Origin of the sequence: Wolbachia endosymbiont (group A) of Paraperithous gnathaulax (assembly GCF_964028485.1) — a bacterium.
In the GTDB taxonomy this organism is placed as follows: Bacteria; Pseudomonadota; Alphaproteobacteria; order Rickettsiales; family Anaplasmataceae; genus Wolbachia; species Wolbachia pipientis.
The window spans coordinates 1-18,022 of the sequence record NZ_OZ034784.1; the positions used below are offsets into that span (position 1 = coordinate 1).

Consider the following 18,022-nt stretch of genomic DNA (forward strand, 5'->3'; position numbering starts at 1 on the left):
TGGAAAGCGGCAAAACAACAATAACGAAAATTATTAAGAGAAATGAGCCGGGTGGAAGAGTGCCTATCTGGCTAATGCGTCAGGCTGGCAGGTCTCTTCCTGAGTACCGCAAAGCAGTAGAAAATATGAATAATTTTATGGAGATATGCTACAACACAGATTTAGTGACAGAATTGACGTTACAGCCGGTGACAAGATTTGACATGGATGCGGCGATAATTTTTTCAGACATTTTAATAATAGCTGATGTTTTGGGTTGTGACGTGAATTTCGTACGCGGTGTAGGTCCAATAATAAAACCCGTGGAAAGTCCTAAGGAATTGAAGGGTCCACAAGAAATTGAAACTAAAACCTTACCAATTCTAAACGCTATAAAAAAAGTCAGAAGCCAATTACCAAAAGAAAAATCTCTCATAGGATTTGCTGGTGGACCATGGACAGTAGCCTCATACATCATAGAAGGTAGGAGCAGCAAAACTTTTTCCAAAGTATTAAATTTTTATCCTTCGTGTTTGAAGGAAATAATTGAACGAATAACGGAAGTAACGATTATTTATCTAATTAAACAGATAGAATTTGGAGCAGATGTTATTCAGCTATTTGACAGTAATGCTGGTGCGTTATCGGAACCATTGTTTAAAGAATATGTTATCGAACCAACAAAGAGAATTATCTTGGCAATAAAGGATAGATTTTCTGATTTTCCAATAATAGGTTTTCCAAGGTCTGCTGGAAATCTTTATAAAGATTACTGCGAACAAACAGGTGTATCTGCAGTAAGTATAGATTATAATGTTCCAATAAAATGGGCGAAAGCGAATCTAAACATCCCTCTACAAGGAAACCTTGATCCTAATCTTTTAGCCTATAATAAAACGGAAGCAATCAAAGAAGCAAAACGTATAATAGATTGCTTTAGAGATTTACCCTTCATATTTAATCTCGGACATGGAGTACTCCCTGATACTCCAGTTGAAAATATTGCTGCATTGGTAAACCTGGTAAAAAGCTACTAATACAATACACAAAATTCTAGCTTTTTTGTTGTACGGGGTTTATCATTTGAATTTAGCTTCAGTAAGATATGTCAGACCTTGCAAAAAGAATGTCCCTAATAAAACCATCACCTACGATTGCTGTAACTGATAAGGCAAATAAGTTGAAAAATGAAGGAAAAAAGATCTGTGTTTTAGCTGCAGGAGAACCGGATTTTGATACTCCAGATCATATAAAAAAAGCAGCTATTCAAGCAATAAGTGAAGGTAAGACTAAATATACTGCTGTTGATGGAACGCGTGAGCTGAAAGAAGCAATAATTAATAAGTTAAGAAAGGATAATAACCTCGAGTACACGCTTAACCAAATCTGTGTTGGTACAGGTGCTAAGCAGGTGTTATTCAATTTGTTCATGGCAACAATTAACTCTGGAGATGAAGTTATTATTCCAGCTCCTTATTGGGTTTCATATGTTGATATGGTAAGTCTTTTTGGCGGCTTGCCAGTTGTAGTAGAATGCAAACAAAATTTTAAACTGACAGCGGAATTATTGAAAAGCAGGATAACTAAAAAAACTAAATGGTTAATTCTTAACTCACCGAACAACCCTGCAGGAGCTGTGTACACATGTGATGAATTGAAAGACATAGCACAAATATTGCTTGAATATCCACATATGAATGTCGTTACAGATGATATTTATGAGCATATAATATACGACGAAAAGTTTTTTACTATCGCTCAGGTTGAGCCGAAGCTTTATGATAGAGTTTTTGTAGTCAATGGAGTATCAAAAGCCTATGCAATGACAGGCTGGAGAATAGGGTATATTGCAGGTAGAAGTGATGTGGTAAAAGCTATCTCTACGCTGCAGTCTCAAAGCACTTCTAATCCAAATTCGATAGCACAAGCAGCAGCAGCAGCAGCATTAAACGGTGATCATAGTTTTTTGAAAGAAAGAACAAGGATTTTTAAGAGTCGTAGAGATTTTATGGTGAAAGAGCTAAATTCTGCCCCGGGATTATCAGCGTCTGTTCCACAAGGTGCGTTTTATTTATTTGTCTCATGTGAAGGATTGCTCAGTAAAAGCACAAAAAGTGGTAAGATAATAAATAATGATTTAGATTTTACTGAATACTTACTGGGAGATCATTTGGTTGCTGTGGTTCCAGGAATTGCATTTGGTCTAGAAAATTTTATCAGAATTTCTTATGCAACCTCTCAGGAACAATTAGAAATTGGATGTGATAGTATTACTAAAGCGTGCCAGGAGTTAAAATGAAATAGACTATCCATAAGTTGTATATTTTGCCATACTTCGCCAAGGTTATTTTGAATGTTCTAACTTGTGTTTTTCTATGGAAGGCATTTTTATTGATTGAGCAAGTGTCTTTCTAATATTGAATTCCTCATTTTTTTCATTTTGTTGCAGTAAGTTAATGTTATTTATTTTATTTACTAAATCTTTCCCCTTTTCCAGAGTCTTTAAATCACTTTCGTTAATGTGATGTTCATTGTAAAATTCTGCAACAATTTCTTTTCTTTTCGGATAAGTATTTAAAAATTCCGACACCTGATGTTTAGCAACAGCTTGAATAAATTTCTTATTAAATCTTGAATCGTTATATAGATCTTCTAAATTTTCATCGTAGTGTTTTGCTTCATTTACAGCAAGCTTTATTATCTCTTCTATACCACTTAGAAGTTTCCTATACAATTTGTCGTATCTATTGCCTAGCACGTGTGTAGCGAATGTTTGTTCAATGTATTTTGTTATGTAATTTTGCAGCGTATTATCTATCGTGCTTATATTCATCAGCCTGCTTTAATATTATATTAACTATTTTACACATAAAAAGGTTAATATTGAATTAATAGAATACTTCTGAAGTCAAATTTTACTGAAAATTATGGTATTTAAGATATAATTGTCAGCATGAAATAAAAACATAAATAAAATGGATCTTGTAACAAAAGTGAAGCTCAAGATAAAGATGAATAAGGGTAAAATCATAAATATACTTATCATTTGTGGTGTAATTTTTTTCATATACCTTATTCATGAGCCAGTTGTAGATATGGTAGAAAAAATTATAAGTAAAATAAAAGGTCTCTTTTAAAAATAGAAAAAGTGAACTTTTTCCATCATCCAAACTTGAACCTGGAAAATTTAGTTAATGCATAAACTACTTATGTTGGCTATGAGTTCAACTGTATAAAATTCCGGTAAATTAAAATAAGTATTCATAAAAATATTGTTTTCTATAAACAGAGTATCTATAATGCTAGCTTTGGGGTAAAGTATTGCAGAGGAATTTTTAATCTGGTTGTTGGCGTCACTGTTTTATGCATACCAATATATATTACGCGTAATTCCAAATATTATAATTCCTGAATTGGTAGTAAGGTTTAATATAGGAACAACAGAAATAGGACAATTTTGTGGACTGTATTATGTAGGTTATGTGTTAGCACATATTCCTGTAGGTATTCTTTTAGATAGATTTGGTTCTAAAGTTGTTATACCGATTTGTATTGCATTAACATCTTTAGGTGCTTTACCTTTAGTCAGTTCTAATGATTGGAGTTATTCTATTATTGGAAGAATAATTACTGGTATTGGATCCTCTGCTTCAGTACTTGGACTCTTTAAAATAATAAGAATCTATTACCATAGAGAAAAATTTGCCATGATGTTCAGCATATCGGTTATTATTGGCATTTCAGGTGGTGTATTTGCCACCAAACCATTACATGTCTTACTTGATAAGTTTGGGTGGGATTATTTATTTACTGTGTGTATAATGCTTGGATTATTGCTTGCTTTAACTACCTTTATATCTATACCTAAAGTTGGCACCTCAGACGAAGAATTAAATATTAAAAATTTAAGCAAAGTTATATTTAATAAAGATATTTTATTGATAGGTTTGTTTGGCGGTTTTATGGTTGGACCATTAGAAGGCTTTGCAGATGCGTGGTCCGCAACATTCTTGCATGAGATGTACGCTATAGATAGACACATTGCATATAGCATTTCAAAATGGATACTAATAGGCTTTGGCTTTGGGCATTTATTACTTCCTTACATATTAGCAAAAAATCCAACCAAGCACTATGAAATAATAATTTCTTGTGCTATGGCCATGATAATTGTGTTCTTATTACTTTTTATATGCAATATTAGTGAACTCCTGGCATGTATATTACTATTCATTATTGGTCTTGCTTCTGCATACCAAATTGTTTTTACTGCTAAAGTTGTAAGTTGTGTAAAAAACGAAGCAGTAGCAAGTGCAGGATCTGTAGGTAATTCCATAGTTATGAGTTTTGGTTATTTTTTTCACGTCATTATTGCAAATATAATGAATTTTTATTGGAACGGTGAAATTATCGATGGAAAGCCATTTTATGGAACTGATGTAATGGTTAAGTCTATGTTAATAATACCTATATGCCTACTAATAGGAATGATAGGCTTTTGGTTACTTAAAGTTATAAGCTGTAAAAAGAGCTAAGCAGATTTAGATGATTAATATAGTATTGTTTTTTATAACTAAAGTATCTATAATCCTAAATTTTAGCTGAGATTCATGTTGCAGAGGAATTTTTTAATCTGGTTGTTGACGTCACTGTTTTATGCATACCAATATATATTACGCGTAATTCCAAACATAATTGCGCCTGAATTAATAACAAAATTTAACATAAGTATTGCAGATGTTGGCCAGTTTGGTGGGTTATACTATGTAGGCTATACGCTAGCTCATATACCTATTGGTCTTTTCCTTGATAGATTTGGACCAAAGTTTGTTTTACCTGCTTGTACCGTTTTGACATTTACCGGAACACTACCGCTTATATGCTTTGATGAGTGGAGTTATTCAATAATTGGAAGAATAATTGTGGGAATTGGGTCATCCGCTTCGGCAATTGGAATCTTTAAAGTTGCAAGCATGTATTTTGCGCAAGAAAAATCAGCAAGAATGGCCAGCTTATCTATAATTATAGGAATTTTGGGAGGGATATGTGGCGGGTTACCTTTAGACTTCTTACTCGATAAATTTGGCTGGAATTATGTTATCTATACATTCTCAGCATTTGGGTGTTTACTTGCTCTGTTGCTGTTCTTAGTAACGCCTGAAAGCAATGCTCAACAGGAAAAAGTTAGCATTAGAGACTTAAAAAACATACTTTTCAACAAGCATATTATTCTAATTAGCTTTTTTGGTGGACTCATGGTCGGTCCAATGCAAGGTTTTGCCGATGGTTGGGTGAAAGCATTCTTTTTTGAAGTATATAAAATGAATGAAGACTTGGCATCTTCTCTCTCTTCCGTAATATTGATAGGAATGTTAACAGGATCATTCTCTTTGGCTTATTTATTGGAAAAATATAAAAATAAGCATTATGAAGTAATAATTGCATGCTCATTTGCAATGATCGCTAGTTTTCTTTTGCTTTTTACTCAGATTGGTGGCTTGTATGTTGTATTACCTACGCTTTTTATTATTGGCTTCACATCTGGATATCAGGTGGTTACCATTTACAAAGCGATAAGTTATGTAAATAATAACTTAGTAGGCCTGGCTACAGCTGTGTCAAACATGATAGTTATGGTTTTTGGCTATTTTTTTCACACTGGGATCGCAAAAATAGTAGATTTGTGTTGGGATAGAACAATAATACAAGGAAATCCTGTGTATGGTGCTGAATTGCTGATAAAAGCAACATCAGTTATTCCTGTATGTTTGCTGGTGGCTGTTTTTGGGCTCTTATGGTTAAAAAATAAAGATTTTAGAGAAGTTGATTGTAATAAGTAGATAATTTATCGAAGGCTCGTATGATAAAATCGTTAGATGTACTAATTTAAGGCTCTTGTTATTATGAAATATAATACTTTATTTTACTTTGATATTTTTGTTTTAATTGTAATTGGGTTTTATTAGGTGGTAGGTATGTCGAAAAGTAATTTTTTTGTATGGTTGATAGTATCTCTTTTCTATGCATACCAGTATGTGTTACGTGTCATGCCAAACATAATTGCGCCTGTATTAATAACAAAATTTAATATAAGCATTGCAGATTTAGGGCAATTTAATGGTCTCTACTATGTGGGATTTACACTAGTTCATATCCCTGTTGGTCTTTGTTTTGATAGATTCGGTCCAAAAATTGTTTTACCTATTTGTGCTGTCTTGGTATCTATTGGAACATTACCTCTTGTGTGCTTTGATGAGTGGTATTATTCAGTATTAGGTAGAATAATTGTTGGGATTGGCTCGTCTGCGTCAGTAATAGGAGTATTTAAAGTTGCCAGTATGTATTTTCCGCGAGAAAAATCAGCAAAAATGGCAAGCATATCTGTTATTATAGGGCTATTAGGGGCAATATATGGTGGTCTACCAATAGAACTTTTGCTTGATGAGTTTGGTTGGAATTACGTAATTTATATTCTTTCAGGGTTTGGTTTCTTACTCGCTTTATCTTTATTTTTAGTTATTCCTTACAATGCTTACGACTTTCGAAAAGAAAAAATTAGCATGAAGGATCTAAAAACTGTGCTTTTCAATAAATATATCATTCTAATTAGTTTTTTTGGTGGCTTAATGGTAGGTCCACTAGAAGGTTTTGCTGATGCTTGGACAAAAGCTTTTTTATGTGAGGTATATCAAATGGCCGGTGATCTAGCGTCTTCAATTTCTTCTGTTATATATGTAGGATTTGCAGCTGGATTGCTCTCTTTTGCTCACATATTAGAAAAATATCCAAATAGACATTATGAAGTTATTATTGTCTGTTCCTTTGCAATGATTGCTAGTTTCCTTTTACTTTTTACACAGGCTGGCGGATTGTATATTGTATTGCCTGCACTTCTTGTTATAGGTTTCGCTTCTGGATATCAAATAGTAACACTGTACAAAGCATTAAGTTATGTAAATAATAACTTAATAGGATTAACTACAGCTGTGTCAAATATGATAGTCATGGTTTTTGGCTATTTTTTTCACACTGGGATCGCAAAAATAATAGATTTGTGTTGGGATAGGACAGTGATACAAGGAAATCCTGTGTATAGTGCTGAATTGCTGATAAAAGCAACATCTATTATTCCTGTATGTTTGCTGATAGCTGTTTTTGGGCTCTTATGGTTAAAAAAGCAGGATAAGCAGTCTTAAAATTGCTTGTGCATCTTAAAATTAAAGCGAGGTTTGATCTATGATGAGTGTTTTAAAAAAAATCTGTGGCTCTAAAAATAGTTTAAAGTCTTTTGATAACGAGGTTTATCAGTCTATAGAAAAAGAATTACAACGCCAAAAATCACAATTGCAATTAATTGCATCAGAAAATTTTGCAAGCAAAGCGGTAATGGAGGCACAAGGCTCTTTTCTGACTAATAAATACGCAGAAGGTTATCCAGGTAAAAGATATTACTGTGGTTGTGAGCATGTGGACAAAATTGAAAGTCTGGCTATAGAAAGACTTTGTAAGTTGTTTGGTGTTAAATTTGCAAACGTTCAACCTCATTCTGGTTCTCAGGCAAACCAGGCGGTATTTGCTTCACTGCTTACTCCAGGCGATACAATACTTGGATTATCACTGAGTTGCGGTGGGCATCTAACTCATGGTGCGGCACCAAGCCTTTCTGGTAAATGGTTTAAGTCAATTCAATATACAGTGAATAAAGACACTTACTTGCTGGATATGGATGAGATAGAAAAGCTGGCGCTGGAGCATAAACCGAAATTGATCATAGCTGGTGCTTCTGCTTATCCAAGAAAAATGGACTTCAAACGCTTTCGCGAGATTGCAGATAAAGTTGGTGCTTATTTGCTTGCAGACATTGCTCACTATGCAGGGCTTATTGCAGCGGGCGAATATCCATCCCCTGCTGAATATGCACATGTTATGACTTCCACGACTCACAAAACTTTGCGTGGTCCTCGTGGTGGAATAGTGATGACCAATGATGAAGCATTACACAAAAAAATTCAATCCGCAGTTTTTCCAGGATTGCAGGGCGGGCCACTTATGCATGTGATAGCTGCAAAAGCTGTTGCATTTAAAGAAGCATTAGCACCAGAGTTTAAGACTTATAGCAAGAAAGTCGTGGAAAATGCGAAAGTGCTGGCTCAAGAATTGCAAAAGCATGGACTTGACATTATAACCGGTGGCACTGACTCTCATATAGTGCTAGTTGACTTAAGATCGCAGAAATTAACTGGAAAAGACGTTGTAGATAGCCTTGAGAGAGCCGGTATTACCTGTAATAAAAACTCTGTACCATTTGATACAGCAAAGCCGACCATCACTTCAGGGCTCCGTTTTGGCACCGCTGCTGAGACAACACGCGGACTTGAGGCAGAAAATTTTAAAGAGATAGCTGGTCTAATAAATGAAGTAATTCAAGGATTAATCAGCGGAAATAGCTCAAGTGTCGAAAAAGCAGTAAAAGCTAAAGTTGAAAGGATTTGTAGTAATTTTCCTATTTATTAATTTATGTGGTGTCATCCAAGTAGCTGGTAGAAACGAAAAAACTTACTTGACACCCTTCGCCAGCCCTCTTATCATGAAACTGAAGGTATTCATTTATCTTCAATCTGTGCAGATTAAACGACAACAGTATTACGTAATTGGCGTCTTATTTTTAATTTTTTGCACTATGCGCACCCTACGTCTTCACAACATTTCTGGGTTTTTACCTATATAAGCTGAAACGCGCTTATAAAGCGTTTAAGACAGTATAGCACGCCAATTTGCAGGATTAGAGAGTGACAACTAGCTAATACGGGATTTCTTTTGCCTTTTTTTCGTTTGGTAAATTTCTTAATGTTTGTAGCTAACATGAACAAACATTTGAGAGTAACTTCTGCTAGTAGGGTGTCATCCCAGTGCCCAGACACTGGGATCCAGGAATTTTATTAAGTTAGTAAGCATAAAAGTAGCCGTTTTATGTTAAAATACAACATTTTAATGATTATGAAAAGGCTGGATTCCAGCGGGCTTTGTTGCATCGCTAGCTATGATGGATTAAAGATAAAAAAGATGGAGAATATCAGTAGCTTATTATTCTGGTATTTATAATAAGAACGGTCAGTGAATACCTAAATTTGAGTAAAAGAAATTTCACTACCACTCACTAATCTGGCTAAAATTCAAGAATTTCAATGCTTTAGCTATTTTCAATAGAATTAAATTTATTAATATAAATAATAAATTACTATTCTTAAATTTGATCAGATTGATTGCAAAAAAACAAGATTTTCAATAGGTTGCTTATAATCCTAATTATAGTTAGCCTTTCATAAGTAGCGATGCAACAAAGCCATCCCAGTGTCTGGGCACTGGGATGACACCGAAGGGGCTACTCGGATGACAAACCCTGTCATTCCAGGGCGTGACGCTGGTTTCCATCCAAGACGGCAGTGCTTGACACTGGAATGACAAGAAGAGGGCACTGCCCTCCTTGTATGTATTAGATATAGGCCGAGTTGTGGTCGTGATAAATGTGATCGCTTGCGCAATCGAACATTTTCACAAAACCATTCTCTAGATAAAGATTATATTCGTGATGTTGATCTGATAATACAATATTATCTTGCTCCCCTGAATTGAAATGACTTGAATCTGACAGCAATTCGTAATTTGGATTATCTATTTTACTAATGCTGTTTATTACTTTGCCATTACCACTTGATATAGCTAAACTATAACTATCACCATCCTTCATTATCTTGATGGACACCTTATCTTCAGGTAACACTATAAGCTTCTTTGTGCCACTATCGTGGATTACGAATTTGCCTTTTTCAAAATAGTATTTGTCTTCCGGCAAAGCACCAACCTTATAATCTGATGTGTGCAGTTTGTTCCAAAAATCTAACACAGATTGCTTTTCTGCTCCTTCCGCTCTATCATACAAGGCTTTCACATCATTATAATTTATCGTTACATTTGCCTTATGCTTCCCTTCTGAGTCCTGCTCGTAGCTCTTTTCTATTTTGAGAATTGTGTCTTTAATACTACCTGTTCTTGCTCTTTCTCCTCCACTGAAGCTGACCTTTTTGCCCTTGTTGGAATTTGTGGCTGATCAGACTGCATTTCACTATTGTCGTTTGATGCAGTTTTCTCTTCAGCAGCTTGTGCAACAACATTAGTAGTACTATGAACTTCTGTCTTAGTTTCACTTACTTGCCCTTTTGGACTTTCGGTTTGTTTCTCTTTTGTAAATATTCTCTGATAGTCCGTGTAGCCTCTATTAGTATCACCGATATCGCCACTGCCTTGATCAAAAGTTATTTTTTTACTTCCATTTCCCATATCTTCAATTTCAACTTGAGGAGAAACAGATGCTAGGAAATCGTTATAACTGTAGTTGTAGTCAGCAGAAAAGAATATTTTCCCTTTGAAATTGTGAAAGTTATTAGACAACATTCCAATTTCTTCATCACCATCAAACAATTTTACTTTAGTGAAATATGTTTGATCTTTTATTCTAACTATTTCACCGCTGGAGTTTCTTTGTATGTGATAATCATTTGGGTCGTACTTTATAGCAAAAAGTTTGCCAGAGCCATATTTCTCTAAGTTTATAAGGCCCACATTTACATGTTTATGGGAATAATCTCTCTTTTCATATTCATGTGCAAATATTGGATCTATGTATCTATATTCATCTGATATATTTGGCATACCTATTGGATGTTCATTTCCATCTTTCGTCACCGGAACAAGCTTATATGTTCCGTCTTTTTCCACTAATTTTAGATGAGTAATACTTTGTGGTAGTTGAAACCTTACATTTGCTCCATGGTCATGAATAAATAGATCACCTTTTTCGGTAATATAAAAGCCCATATTTTTGAATGTATGTAAATTTTCGCCTCCTTGTTTTACAACCGCTTCGTGTACATCGTCGTCTGTCCTATCTGTTCCCTTATTATCCAGTAGTTTTCCTTTTTCTACGATTACTCCATTTGCCTTTTGCTCATCAGAATATTGGGCATGCTCTGAATCCTGATGATTCAAAATTTTGGTACCTCTAAGGAGCAGAGAATCTAAATCTTTTTGGATGTGTCCAGTGCTAGGATGCAACAATTCATTTTCATGTAAATGCGCCTCATCAAAGTATTCATCACGTTCAACTGTTCTGCCATCTATTAGGGAAGCTTTATAATGACCGTTTTCTTTTGTAACTGCCATGTAAGCACCACCTTCGTATGAAACATTTAAGTTGTGTAATATATCCTCAAAAACGAAAGTTTCTTTAGTTTGGCCTTCAACTTGCTTAAAAAATCCTGATTCGCTCAATAATTCTCCAAGCTTTGTATTTCCGTCATATATAGACAGTGCACCCATATCTCCTTGACCATGAGCTTGCATAGAAAAAATCTTACCTTCTTGTAGATCAATATGAGTACCTCTGATTAAGTTTGGATCGATATTGACCAGCCCATCTAATATTTTTGCTGCTTGGGAATTATTTTCAATCTTATCAACAGCTTTGTTTTTTAGTTGATCAAACTTTAAAAATGCTGGTCTGTATTTTGTATTTTCCTCATTACGTAACTCTTCAATAGTAATCTCTCCTTTATGATATTTTTGATACATTTCACCACGTTCTTTATTCAAATTATCAAATTCATCTACCTGATTCTTAATTTCTGTATCATATTTTGATAATATCCTTAAAGCCTGATTTTTATACTCTTGACTGTTTCGATATTCATTACCTTGTTGGTCAGAGTAAGTTAGTTTATCCTGTCCATCGGAAGTTTTTACTACCTTGAGGAAATGATATTCCTTTGATATATCAAGTGTATCATTTGTTGCCCTATTTATAGCACGAGCAACATCATAAAATGCAACGTGTTCTACAGGAGAAAAACTTCCAACGTTTTCTCCATCCATTTTTTCTATATTTGCTTTATAGTAGGATACGTTTTTAATTTCTCCACCCACTATTTCTTGACCAATTGCTATGAAATCTCCTTTTGTAACTTGCAAAGCGTTGAGATGTTCCATTGCAGTTTCTGTATCATTCTCAGCAAGCCAACTTTTGAAGTCAGTATCGTGTCCTTTTATGTCTTTCAAGAAACTTTTTGACTCATCTGAGTTACCTTGACGTAAAGCATCTAGGTAGTCTCTTAATAAACTAGGATCTTTTTCCTGTAAGTACATTATCAACGCATGACCTGTTTTATAAACCAAGCTATTTGCTTCGCTGTCCTTTGAGTATTCTAAACTTAAAATTTTATCTAAATCCAAATTTGCAGCTTCAGTTTTGTCGATACTTGATCCTTGAGAATTGAATTTATGATCTGAATGATGCTCAAAGTAGTCTGCAATTCCTTCCATTAATACTGTAGGTAAAGATTTGCCTCCTGTAGCCAAGTAAGTTAAACCATGTGCAAATTCATGCTGAAGGTTATGAATGCCACCTTGCTGGTAGACGTACATTTCAGCAAAAACGTCAGCTTTCCCTTTGTAGTAACATTTACCACCTTCGTCTCCAAGGTAAGAACCGAAACGCTCGCTTCCGCCAAGGTGAGTGTAATCATCCTTGTCATCAAACATGTAAATTTTAAATGTTTGTTCTGAACTGCCGCGTTCTAACTCGAATGCGTTTTTAAAATTAGTAGCTGTTTCTCTTATCTCACTTTCAATGTTAGCAACTTTACTTGCTCTTAAATTGTGAGAATAAACCTCTACTTTAATATTTAAATCTTCAACTTCTATAACATGTGGCGAATTAAACCCTTTGCCGTTATTGTTGAAATATTCTGCTTTAGTTATATTTTTATTTACTTGTTGACTAATTGTCATAATTTTAACCTCTAATTTGCTGATCTTTCAATATCAAGCATAAAGTAATTTCCCTAAAAAAACGTAAATCCCTGTATTAATATAATTTATATCTTAATAAATAAAGTATAGATAGTTAACTTAATATGTAAAATTTAGAATATGGCTGAAATTCTATACAGCTATATTCCGGAATCACATTGGACAAGGACAAAAGCAAAGTGGTTTATTGACTTTCATTCCACCAAAGCACTATACTAAAACCACGATGGGTAATTAGCTCAGTTGGTAGAGCACTTGCTTGACGTGCAAGCGGTCGCTGGTTCGAACCCAGTGTTACCCACGTTTTTGTTTATGAAAAGATTTTATATGACAGCAGTGCATAACGGTAAACACTCAGCAGCGCAGTCCAAGCGCTTAATCTATTCCATAATAATAGTTGCGATAACAATGTTTATGGAAATAGTAGGTGGAATAATTTCACATTCGCTTGCTCTATTATCAGATGCAGGGCATATGCTCACTGACCTCTTTGCCTTGGTTTTAAGCTGGTTAGCACATAGGTTTTCAGCTAAGAAATCCGATTTGCAGAGATCATACGGATATCATCGGTTGCAGATAATTGCAGCATTTGTTAATGGTTTAACTCTATTCCTCATTGCAGTAATCATTATAATTGAGTCAATAAAGAGGTTTATTTTTCCAGTCAATGTTGAGTGGAAAGTAATGTTAATAATTGCTACACTCGGTCTTGTCTCTAACATAATAGTCTTTTTTATATTACATAGTAAATGCGAGAGCAATATAAACATAAAAAGTGCTGTACTACACGTTATAGGAGATATTTTAGGTTCTGTAGCTGCTATACTTGCATCTATAATTATCATGCTTACTGGATGGCAAATAGTAGATCCAATCTTATCAGTATTTGTTAGTGTGATAATTCTAAATAGCGGCTATAAAATTCTCAAAAATTCTTGCCATATACTCCTTGAAGGTACGCCTGAGGGTATATCTGCTGAAGAGATAAAAAGTAAGATCACATCAGAATTACCTGAAGTGATAGATGTGCACCACATACATACATGGTCGCTGTCTGATAATTATTTTATAATTACCATGCATGCTAAAATAAAGCAAAATGTGCAGCACACCAATGTTTTATATGAAATAAAAAAAATATTGCTAGATAAGTTCGAGATAGCACACTCTACAGTCGAGATCGAATACGATGAGTGTGCGGATAATAAGATACTTAAACATTGACGTTTTAAATTATTATGCTATTACTAGAGTGTAATGATGTTGAAGGTAAGCTATGATAGGTATTTCTCAAATACAATTTCCTTCAAAGGATTCTAGTAAGCTAAAATTTGTTAGCTACTTTGGAGCTTTTGTCTCGTTAAGCATTATCACTAATCCTGTTAATGTTCTTTTTTCTCTTGGTACTATGTTCTTCAGGTCTGAAATTAAAACTCTTTATATCTACAAAGAAATAAAAACGGCAAAACAGCAAAAAATGAGCAAAAGGGAATATTGGGAAATATTTTTTAAAAACAATACAATCAAGGTAGCAGCCTTCCTCTTGTTTTCTGCTTTCATAACATATCTAACTTTCACTACCACTTTCTTGCTTATTTCGTTACTGGGAACTATACCACTTACAATGCTATTAATTTTATTGCAGAGTGAACTAAGGCCAAAAGATTTTAACCCATTTACGCTGCTTAAAGCTTCTATAAATTTCTTTTTGGAAGGTATAAAAGAGAATTTACGTGGTATGGTTAATAGTTTTGATGTTAAGCTTGAACATTTACTGCCCCATCAATTAAATGATGATATCATTAAAAATATTGATAAATTAAAAGGTAAGTATAGTGAACAAGTACCTGAAGACGTAATCAAAAATGATGAATATATTCAATTCATTGGATATATAAACAATTCATATGAGTTTAGTGATGAGGATAAAGGAAGAGTAATTGCATTTTTAGATGACTTTTGCAAAGATGATCAAAAGCATAGCTCCGGCTTTACAGGTGGGCAGGTTCTGCTTTTAGTTTTAAGGGCTTGCAATGATGGAGACGGAGAAGCCGTTAAGAGTAAAAAGGATGCATTGATTTCTAATTTAATTGATAGCCAAACTTTCTCTAGAAAAGAGCGAATTCCTAACACTTGCTTCACCGGTATTATCTATAGAATGTTAAGCACGCTAGAGGGTATTCATCCTGATCCAGAAATTAGATTTACTCCCCCAAGGGAAATGTTGCTCTCAGAAGCACAAAATAAAGCACGTGAGTTTATGTTAGACAGGTTAAAAAACAAGAAAAACAATAAAGAAATTCTTAAGGCTTGGTATGACGTTCAAAATGGTTATGAAGACGATGAAAGTCAAAAAATAGTTGATGATTTTATTTCAGAAGTAAGTATTCCTTTAATGAGAAAATTATTGAGTATTACTTCTCAATATAGTGAACAAATTGTGCTGACGTTAATGAAAAATATTAGCTCTATAAAGTTAAATAAATTACAATGTTGTGAGCTGGTTCAGCACATGAGAAATAAACTGCAGGAGCATGATTTAGATGACCAAGAAAGTTTACTCGAAAACATCGGAAAAAAAGTATTCTTAGAGCTATTAAATCGAGATCTACTCGAGACAGATTTTTCTCTCAAGGATTCATCTTTGGATGGAGCTAAGAGAATAGCTAATAAGATAATAGAAGAAGAAGTAGCAGAATTTAAATTAAAGGCTGAGAAGACTATTGAAGGTCAGATAATTAGCATGTTAGATGGGTTAAGAATGCTCCCAAGAGAAAAAAGATGTTATAGGGTATATGTAGAACTCAGTAAAAATAACGAAAATTTTGCAAGAAAGGTTAAAAGTAACAAAAGCAGCAATGGATGAAATGTTAAAAAAAGGAGCTTCACATAAGCTAGAGTTAGAAATTGAAAGTGTATATGAAGGAAATAAAGATCACGTTACTCAACTTTATGAAAAAATAAGAGAAACAAAAAAGGAATTCATTGAAGATGGTCTTTTAACACCTCAAGAAGTAGAGAATATAACAAAAGCAAAAATCATAGACTTAAACAAAGAGGACAAAATCATACCGTCAAGCAATTTGTCTCGTAGTTTAAGTGTCAATAATTTGGCAGTACATTATCTATAAAATTTATACTCTTTACCTTGCAGAAGATTCACAATATTTCTGTGGTGTTTTAGGAAGACCAGTGCTCCTATAATTAGTAATGTTAAGAACAAATTCCTCTGAAAAAAAAAGGACCATGCTACAGCCGTTGAAGTAGCACTGAGTGAAGCAAGGGAAGAGTATCTAAAGGCAAGAAAGACTATTATCCAAATTATTACGAATACTAAAGTAATATCGATGTTAAATGCTATCAGTATCCCTAGAGTGGTTGCAACGCCCTTTCCTCCACTGAATTTTAGCCAAATAGGAAACATGTGTCCTAAAACTGCTAAAATTGCAGATACATATATATAAAAATCGTTATTATCACAAAATTGTTGTGCTATATAAACGGCAATAAATCCCTTAAAGGAATCCAGAAATAATGCCAAAGCAGCAAGAAATTTATTTCCCGTCCTTGCAACGTTTGTAGCACCAATGTTTCCTGAACCTACTTCTCTTAAGTTTATCCCTTTTATTCTTGTAATGATTAAGCTAAACGGTATTGAACCGAGTATGTAGGACAGTATAAGGACTACATACTTTTCCATTATACCAAGAACCTAATTAATTTTATTATTCCTCAGCCTTTTTAGGTAGCACTGAACTTCATCGTTAATCTGATTACTAAACAGTATAAGCGCTGTCATGTTGATGAGAGCTAAACAAGAGAATAAAGTTCCACCGATATTGGCAATAGCCATTATATCTTTAGAAAGACCAGAGAAAAACGCCACAATTATTACCGCTATGCGGTATATCACTATACTTTTTGCACCGAATAAATATAGCCACCCCATTTCACAACAATATACAAACGAAATTACTGAAGAAAATGCAAACAAAGGAGCAGCTACTGTTAGAAGGATAGGAAACCATGGAGAAACTGTCTCAAATGCTTTGTGAGTAATTAATATTCCCTCACCAACACCTGTTTGGTATGCACCTGTTATTACTATTGTTATTCCTGTTAAACAGCAAATTAACATTGTGTCAAAGCATGGTTCTATCATAGCGACTAGTCCAGTTCTTACTGGTTCTTCATCTTTAGTTGTTGCATGAGTAATTGAAGCAGAACCAACACCTGCTTCGCTGGCAAAGATTGCCCTTTGAATTCCAGCAACAAATGCTCCTACCATCCCTCCGCCAACAGCATTGAAATCTATCATAGTGGAAAATAATATTTTCAACGTATAACCAAGGTTATGAATATTAAATGCAATAATAATAATACAACTAAAGATATATATAAGTGACATAATAGGCACTAGTGCAGAAGATACTCTAGCTATCCTTTTAATTCCGCCAATAATCACTAGAGCAAGCAGCGCAGAAATTATGGAAGAAAGAAACCAAGAGTGACCATCTACCCAACTTGAATAGCCAGATAATATTGAAACCATTTGGTTGGTTTGAAACGCTACACTTCCACCAAGACCTGATAATACAAAGAATACTGCATACATGGCAGCCAGCACAATACCAAGTTTTTTAAATCCAAATTCCTCCAGACCATTCCTTATATACTGAAAGGGACCACTAAACAATTGGTCCTGATCTTCTGTTCTATGTCTAAACGCCAACGTTACCTCAGCAAATTTTGCTGACATACCAAAAAAACCTGTAATCATCATCCAAGGCACCGCTCCTGGTCCACCCATTGAAACTGCAATTGCGACTCCAGCAACAGTTCCAAGGCCTACTGTGCTTGAAAGTGCAGTCATAAATGCCTGAAAATGCGTAATATGACCATCATGGTGATTCGTGTCATATTTTCCACATAAAATAGCAAACGCATGCTTAAACATTCTTATGTTGAGAAATCCAAAACGTAATGTTAGAAACACATAACCAAAAACTAGTAGAAGGATTATAAATGGCACGTAAAGGATCTTGAAAAACAGTACTTCATTCATGAAGTTATTTATTCCATTCAACACAGCGTCATAACTTTCGTAAAAACCTGAAGCAGCGTACACATCATTAAACAATAGGCAAAATAACACCATACAAAGCAATCTATAAATCAT

At 34.3% G+C, this 18,022-nt stretch carries 14 protein-coding genes, 1 tRNA gene and 1 pseudogene; 10 read left to right on the forward strand and 6 right to left on the reverse strand.

The annotated features are described in order from the left end of the window. Window positions 1–42: 42 nt before the first annotated feature. A pseudogene (gene hemE / locus ABWU74_RS00005) lies at window positions 43–1,016 on the forward strand (uroporphyrinogen decarboxylase); the annotation flags it as partial. A 68-nt stretch (window positions 1,017–1,084) separates the two neighbouring features. Continuing rightward, window positions 1,085–2,278, forward strand: a complete 1,194-nt coding sequence (locus tag ABWU74_RS00010; protein ID WP_010082012.1) for a pyridoxal phosphate-dependent aminotransferase — start codon at window positions 1,085–1,087, stop codon at window positions 2,276–2,278. A gap of 45 nt (window positions 2,279–2,323) precedes the next feature. Here the strand turns inward: ABWU74_RS00010 and ABWU74_RS00015 are convergent, their stop codons facing one another. Next, complete coding sequence (locus ABWU74_RS00015; RefSeq protein ID WP_006280043.1) at window positions 2,324–2,812, reverse strand: hypothetical protein; 489 nt, start codon at window positions 2,810–2,812, stop codon at window positions 2,324–2,326. A gap of 487 nt (window positions 2,813–3,299) precedes the next feature. Between ABWU74_RS00015 and ABWU74_RS00020 the strand changes: the two genes are divergently transcribed. The 4 genes from ABWU74_RS00020 to glyA all read left to right on the forward strand — a co-directional run bounded on the left by ABWU74_RS00020 (window position 3,300) and on the right by glyA (window position 8,493). Then, window positions 3,300–4,514 (forward strand): MFS transporter, encoded by a 1,215-nt coding sequence (locus tag ABWU74_RS00020; RefSeq protein WP_265024685.1) that lies wholly within the window; start codon window positions 3,300–3,302, stop codon window positions 4,512–4,514. Between the two features lie 75 nt (window positions 4,515–4,589). Then, entirely contained in the window at window positions 4,590–5,819 is a 1,230-nt protein-coding gene (locus ABWU74_RS00025) for an MFS transporter (RefSeq protein ID WP_010962993.1), read from the forward strand. 135 nt (window positions 5,820–5,954) lie between these two features. Next, the gene (locus tag ABWU74_RS00030) at window positions 5,955–7,175 is read left to right on the forward strand and encodes an MFS transporter (RefSeq protein WP_010081954.1); all 1,221 of its coding nucleotides are present in this window, start codon (window positions 5,955–5,957) and stop codon (window positions 7,173–7,175) included. 40 nt (window positions 7,176–7,215) lie between these two features. Continuing rightward, on the forward strand, window positions 7,216–8,493 hold the full coding sequence (glyA, locus tag ABWU74_RS00035) for a serine hydroxymethyltransferase (protein ID WP_209472475.1): 1,278 nt from the start codon (window positions 7,216–7,218) through the stop codon (window positions 8,491–8,493). An 806-nt stretch (window positions 8,494–9,299) separates the two neighbouring features. Here glyA and ABWU74_RS00040 read toward each other — a convergent pair. The 3 genes from ABWU74_RS00040 to ABWU74_RS00050 form a co-directional block, all read right to left on the reverse strand. Next, window positions 9,300–9,455 carry a hypothetical protein gene (locus tag ABWU74_RS00040; protein ID WP_153296799.1) on the reverse strand — a complete coding sequence of 52 codons (156 nt, stop codon included), beginning with the start codon at window positions 9,453–9,455 and terminating at the stop codon, window positions 9,300–9,302. A 17-nt stretch (window positions 9,456–9,472) separates the two neighbouring features. Beyond that, window positions 9,473–9,928 (reverse strand): hypothetical protein, encoded by a 456-nt coding sequence (locus ABWU74_RS00045; protein ID WP_259348974.1) that lies wholly within the window; start codon window positions 9,926–9,928, stop codon window positions 9,473–9,475. A gap of 65 nt (window positions 9,929–9,993) precedes the next feature. Next, a complete protein-coding gene (locus ABWU74_RS00050; RefSeq protein ID WP_353289309.1) occupies window positions 9,994–12,822 on the reverse strand; it encodes a peptidase M2 in 2,829 nt (942 codons plus the stop codon). A gap of 249 nt (window positions 12,823–13,071) precedes the next feature. Between ABWU74_RS00050 and ABWU74_RS00055 the strand changes: the two genes are divergently transcribed. The 4 genes from ABWU74_RS00055 (at window position 13,072) to ABWU74_RS00070 (ending at window position 15,974) form a co-directional block, all read left to right on the forward strand. After that, window positions 13,072–13,144, forward strand: a tRNA-Val gene (locus tag ABWU74_RS00055). 11 nt (window positions 13,145–13,155) lie between these two features. Continuing rightward, window positions 13,156–14,067 carry a cation diffusion facilitator family transporter gene (locus tag ABWU74_RS00060; RefSeq protein WP_083250476.1) on the forward strand — a complete coding sequence of 304 codons (912 nt, stop codon included), beginning with the start codon at window positions 13,156–13,158 and terminating at the stop codon, window positions 14,065–14,067. Between the two features lie 52 nt (window positions 14,068–14,119). Next, the gene (locus ABWU74_RS00065; protein ID WP_264374273.1) at window positions 14,120–15,709 is read left to right on the forward strand and encodes a hypothetical protein; all 1,590 of its coding nucleotides are present in this window, start codon (window positions 14,120–14,122) and stop codon (window positions 15,707–15,709) included. Then, the gene (locus ABWU74_RS00070; RefSeq protein WP_274999465.1) at window positions 15,702–15,974 is read left to right on the forward strand and encodes a hypothetical protein; all 273 of its coding nucleotides are present in this window, start codon (window positions 15,702–15,704) and stop codon (window positions 15,972–15,974) included. The genes ABWU74_RS00065 and ABWU74_RS00070 overlap by 8 nt, the downstream gene beginning before the upstream one ends. Here the strand turns inward: ABWU74_RS00070 and plsY are convergent. Then, a complete protein-coding gene (gene plsY, locus ABWU74_RS00075; RefSeq protein WP_010963004.1) occupies window positions 15,965–16,543 on the reverse strand; it encodes a glycerol-3-phosphate 1-O-acyltransferase PlsY in 579 nt (192 codons plus the stop codon). The two genes, ABWU74_RS00070 and plsY, sit on opposite strands and share 10 nt — an antisense overlap. 12 nt (window positions 16,544–16,555) lie before the next feature. After that, on the reverse strand, window positions 16,556–18,022 hold the full coding sequence (locus tag ABWU74_RS00080) for an alanine/glycine:cation symporter family protein (protein ID WP_155969383.1): 1,467 nt from the start codon (window positions 18,020–18,022) through the stop codon (window positions 16,556–16,558).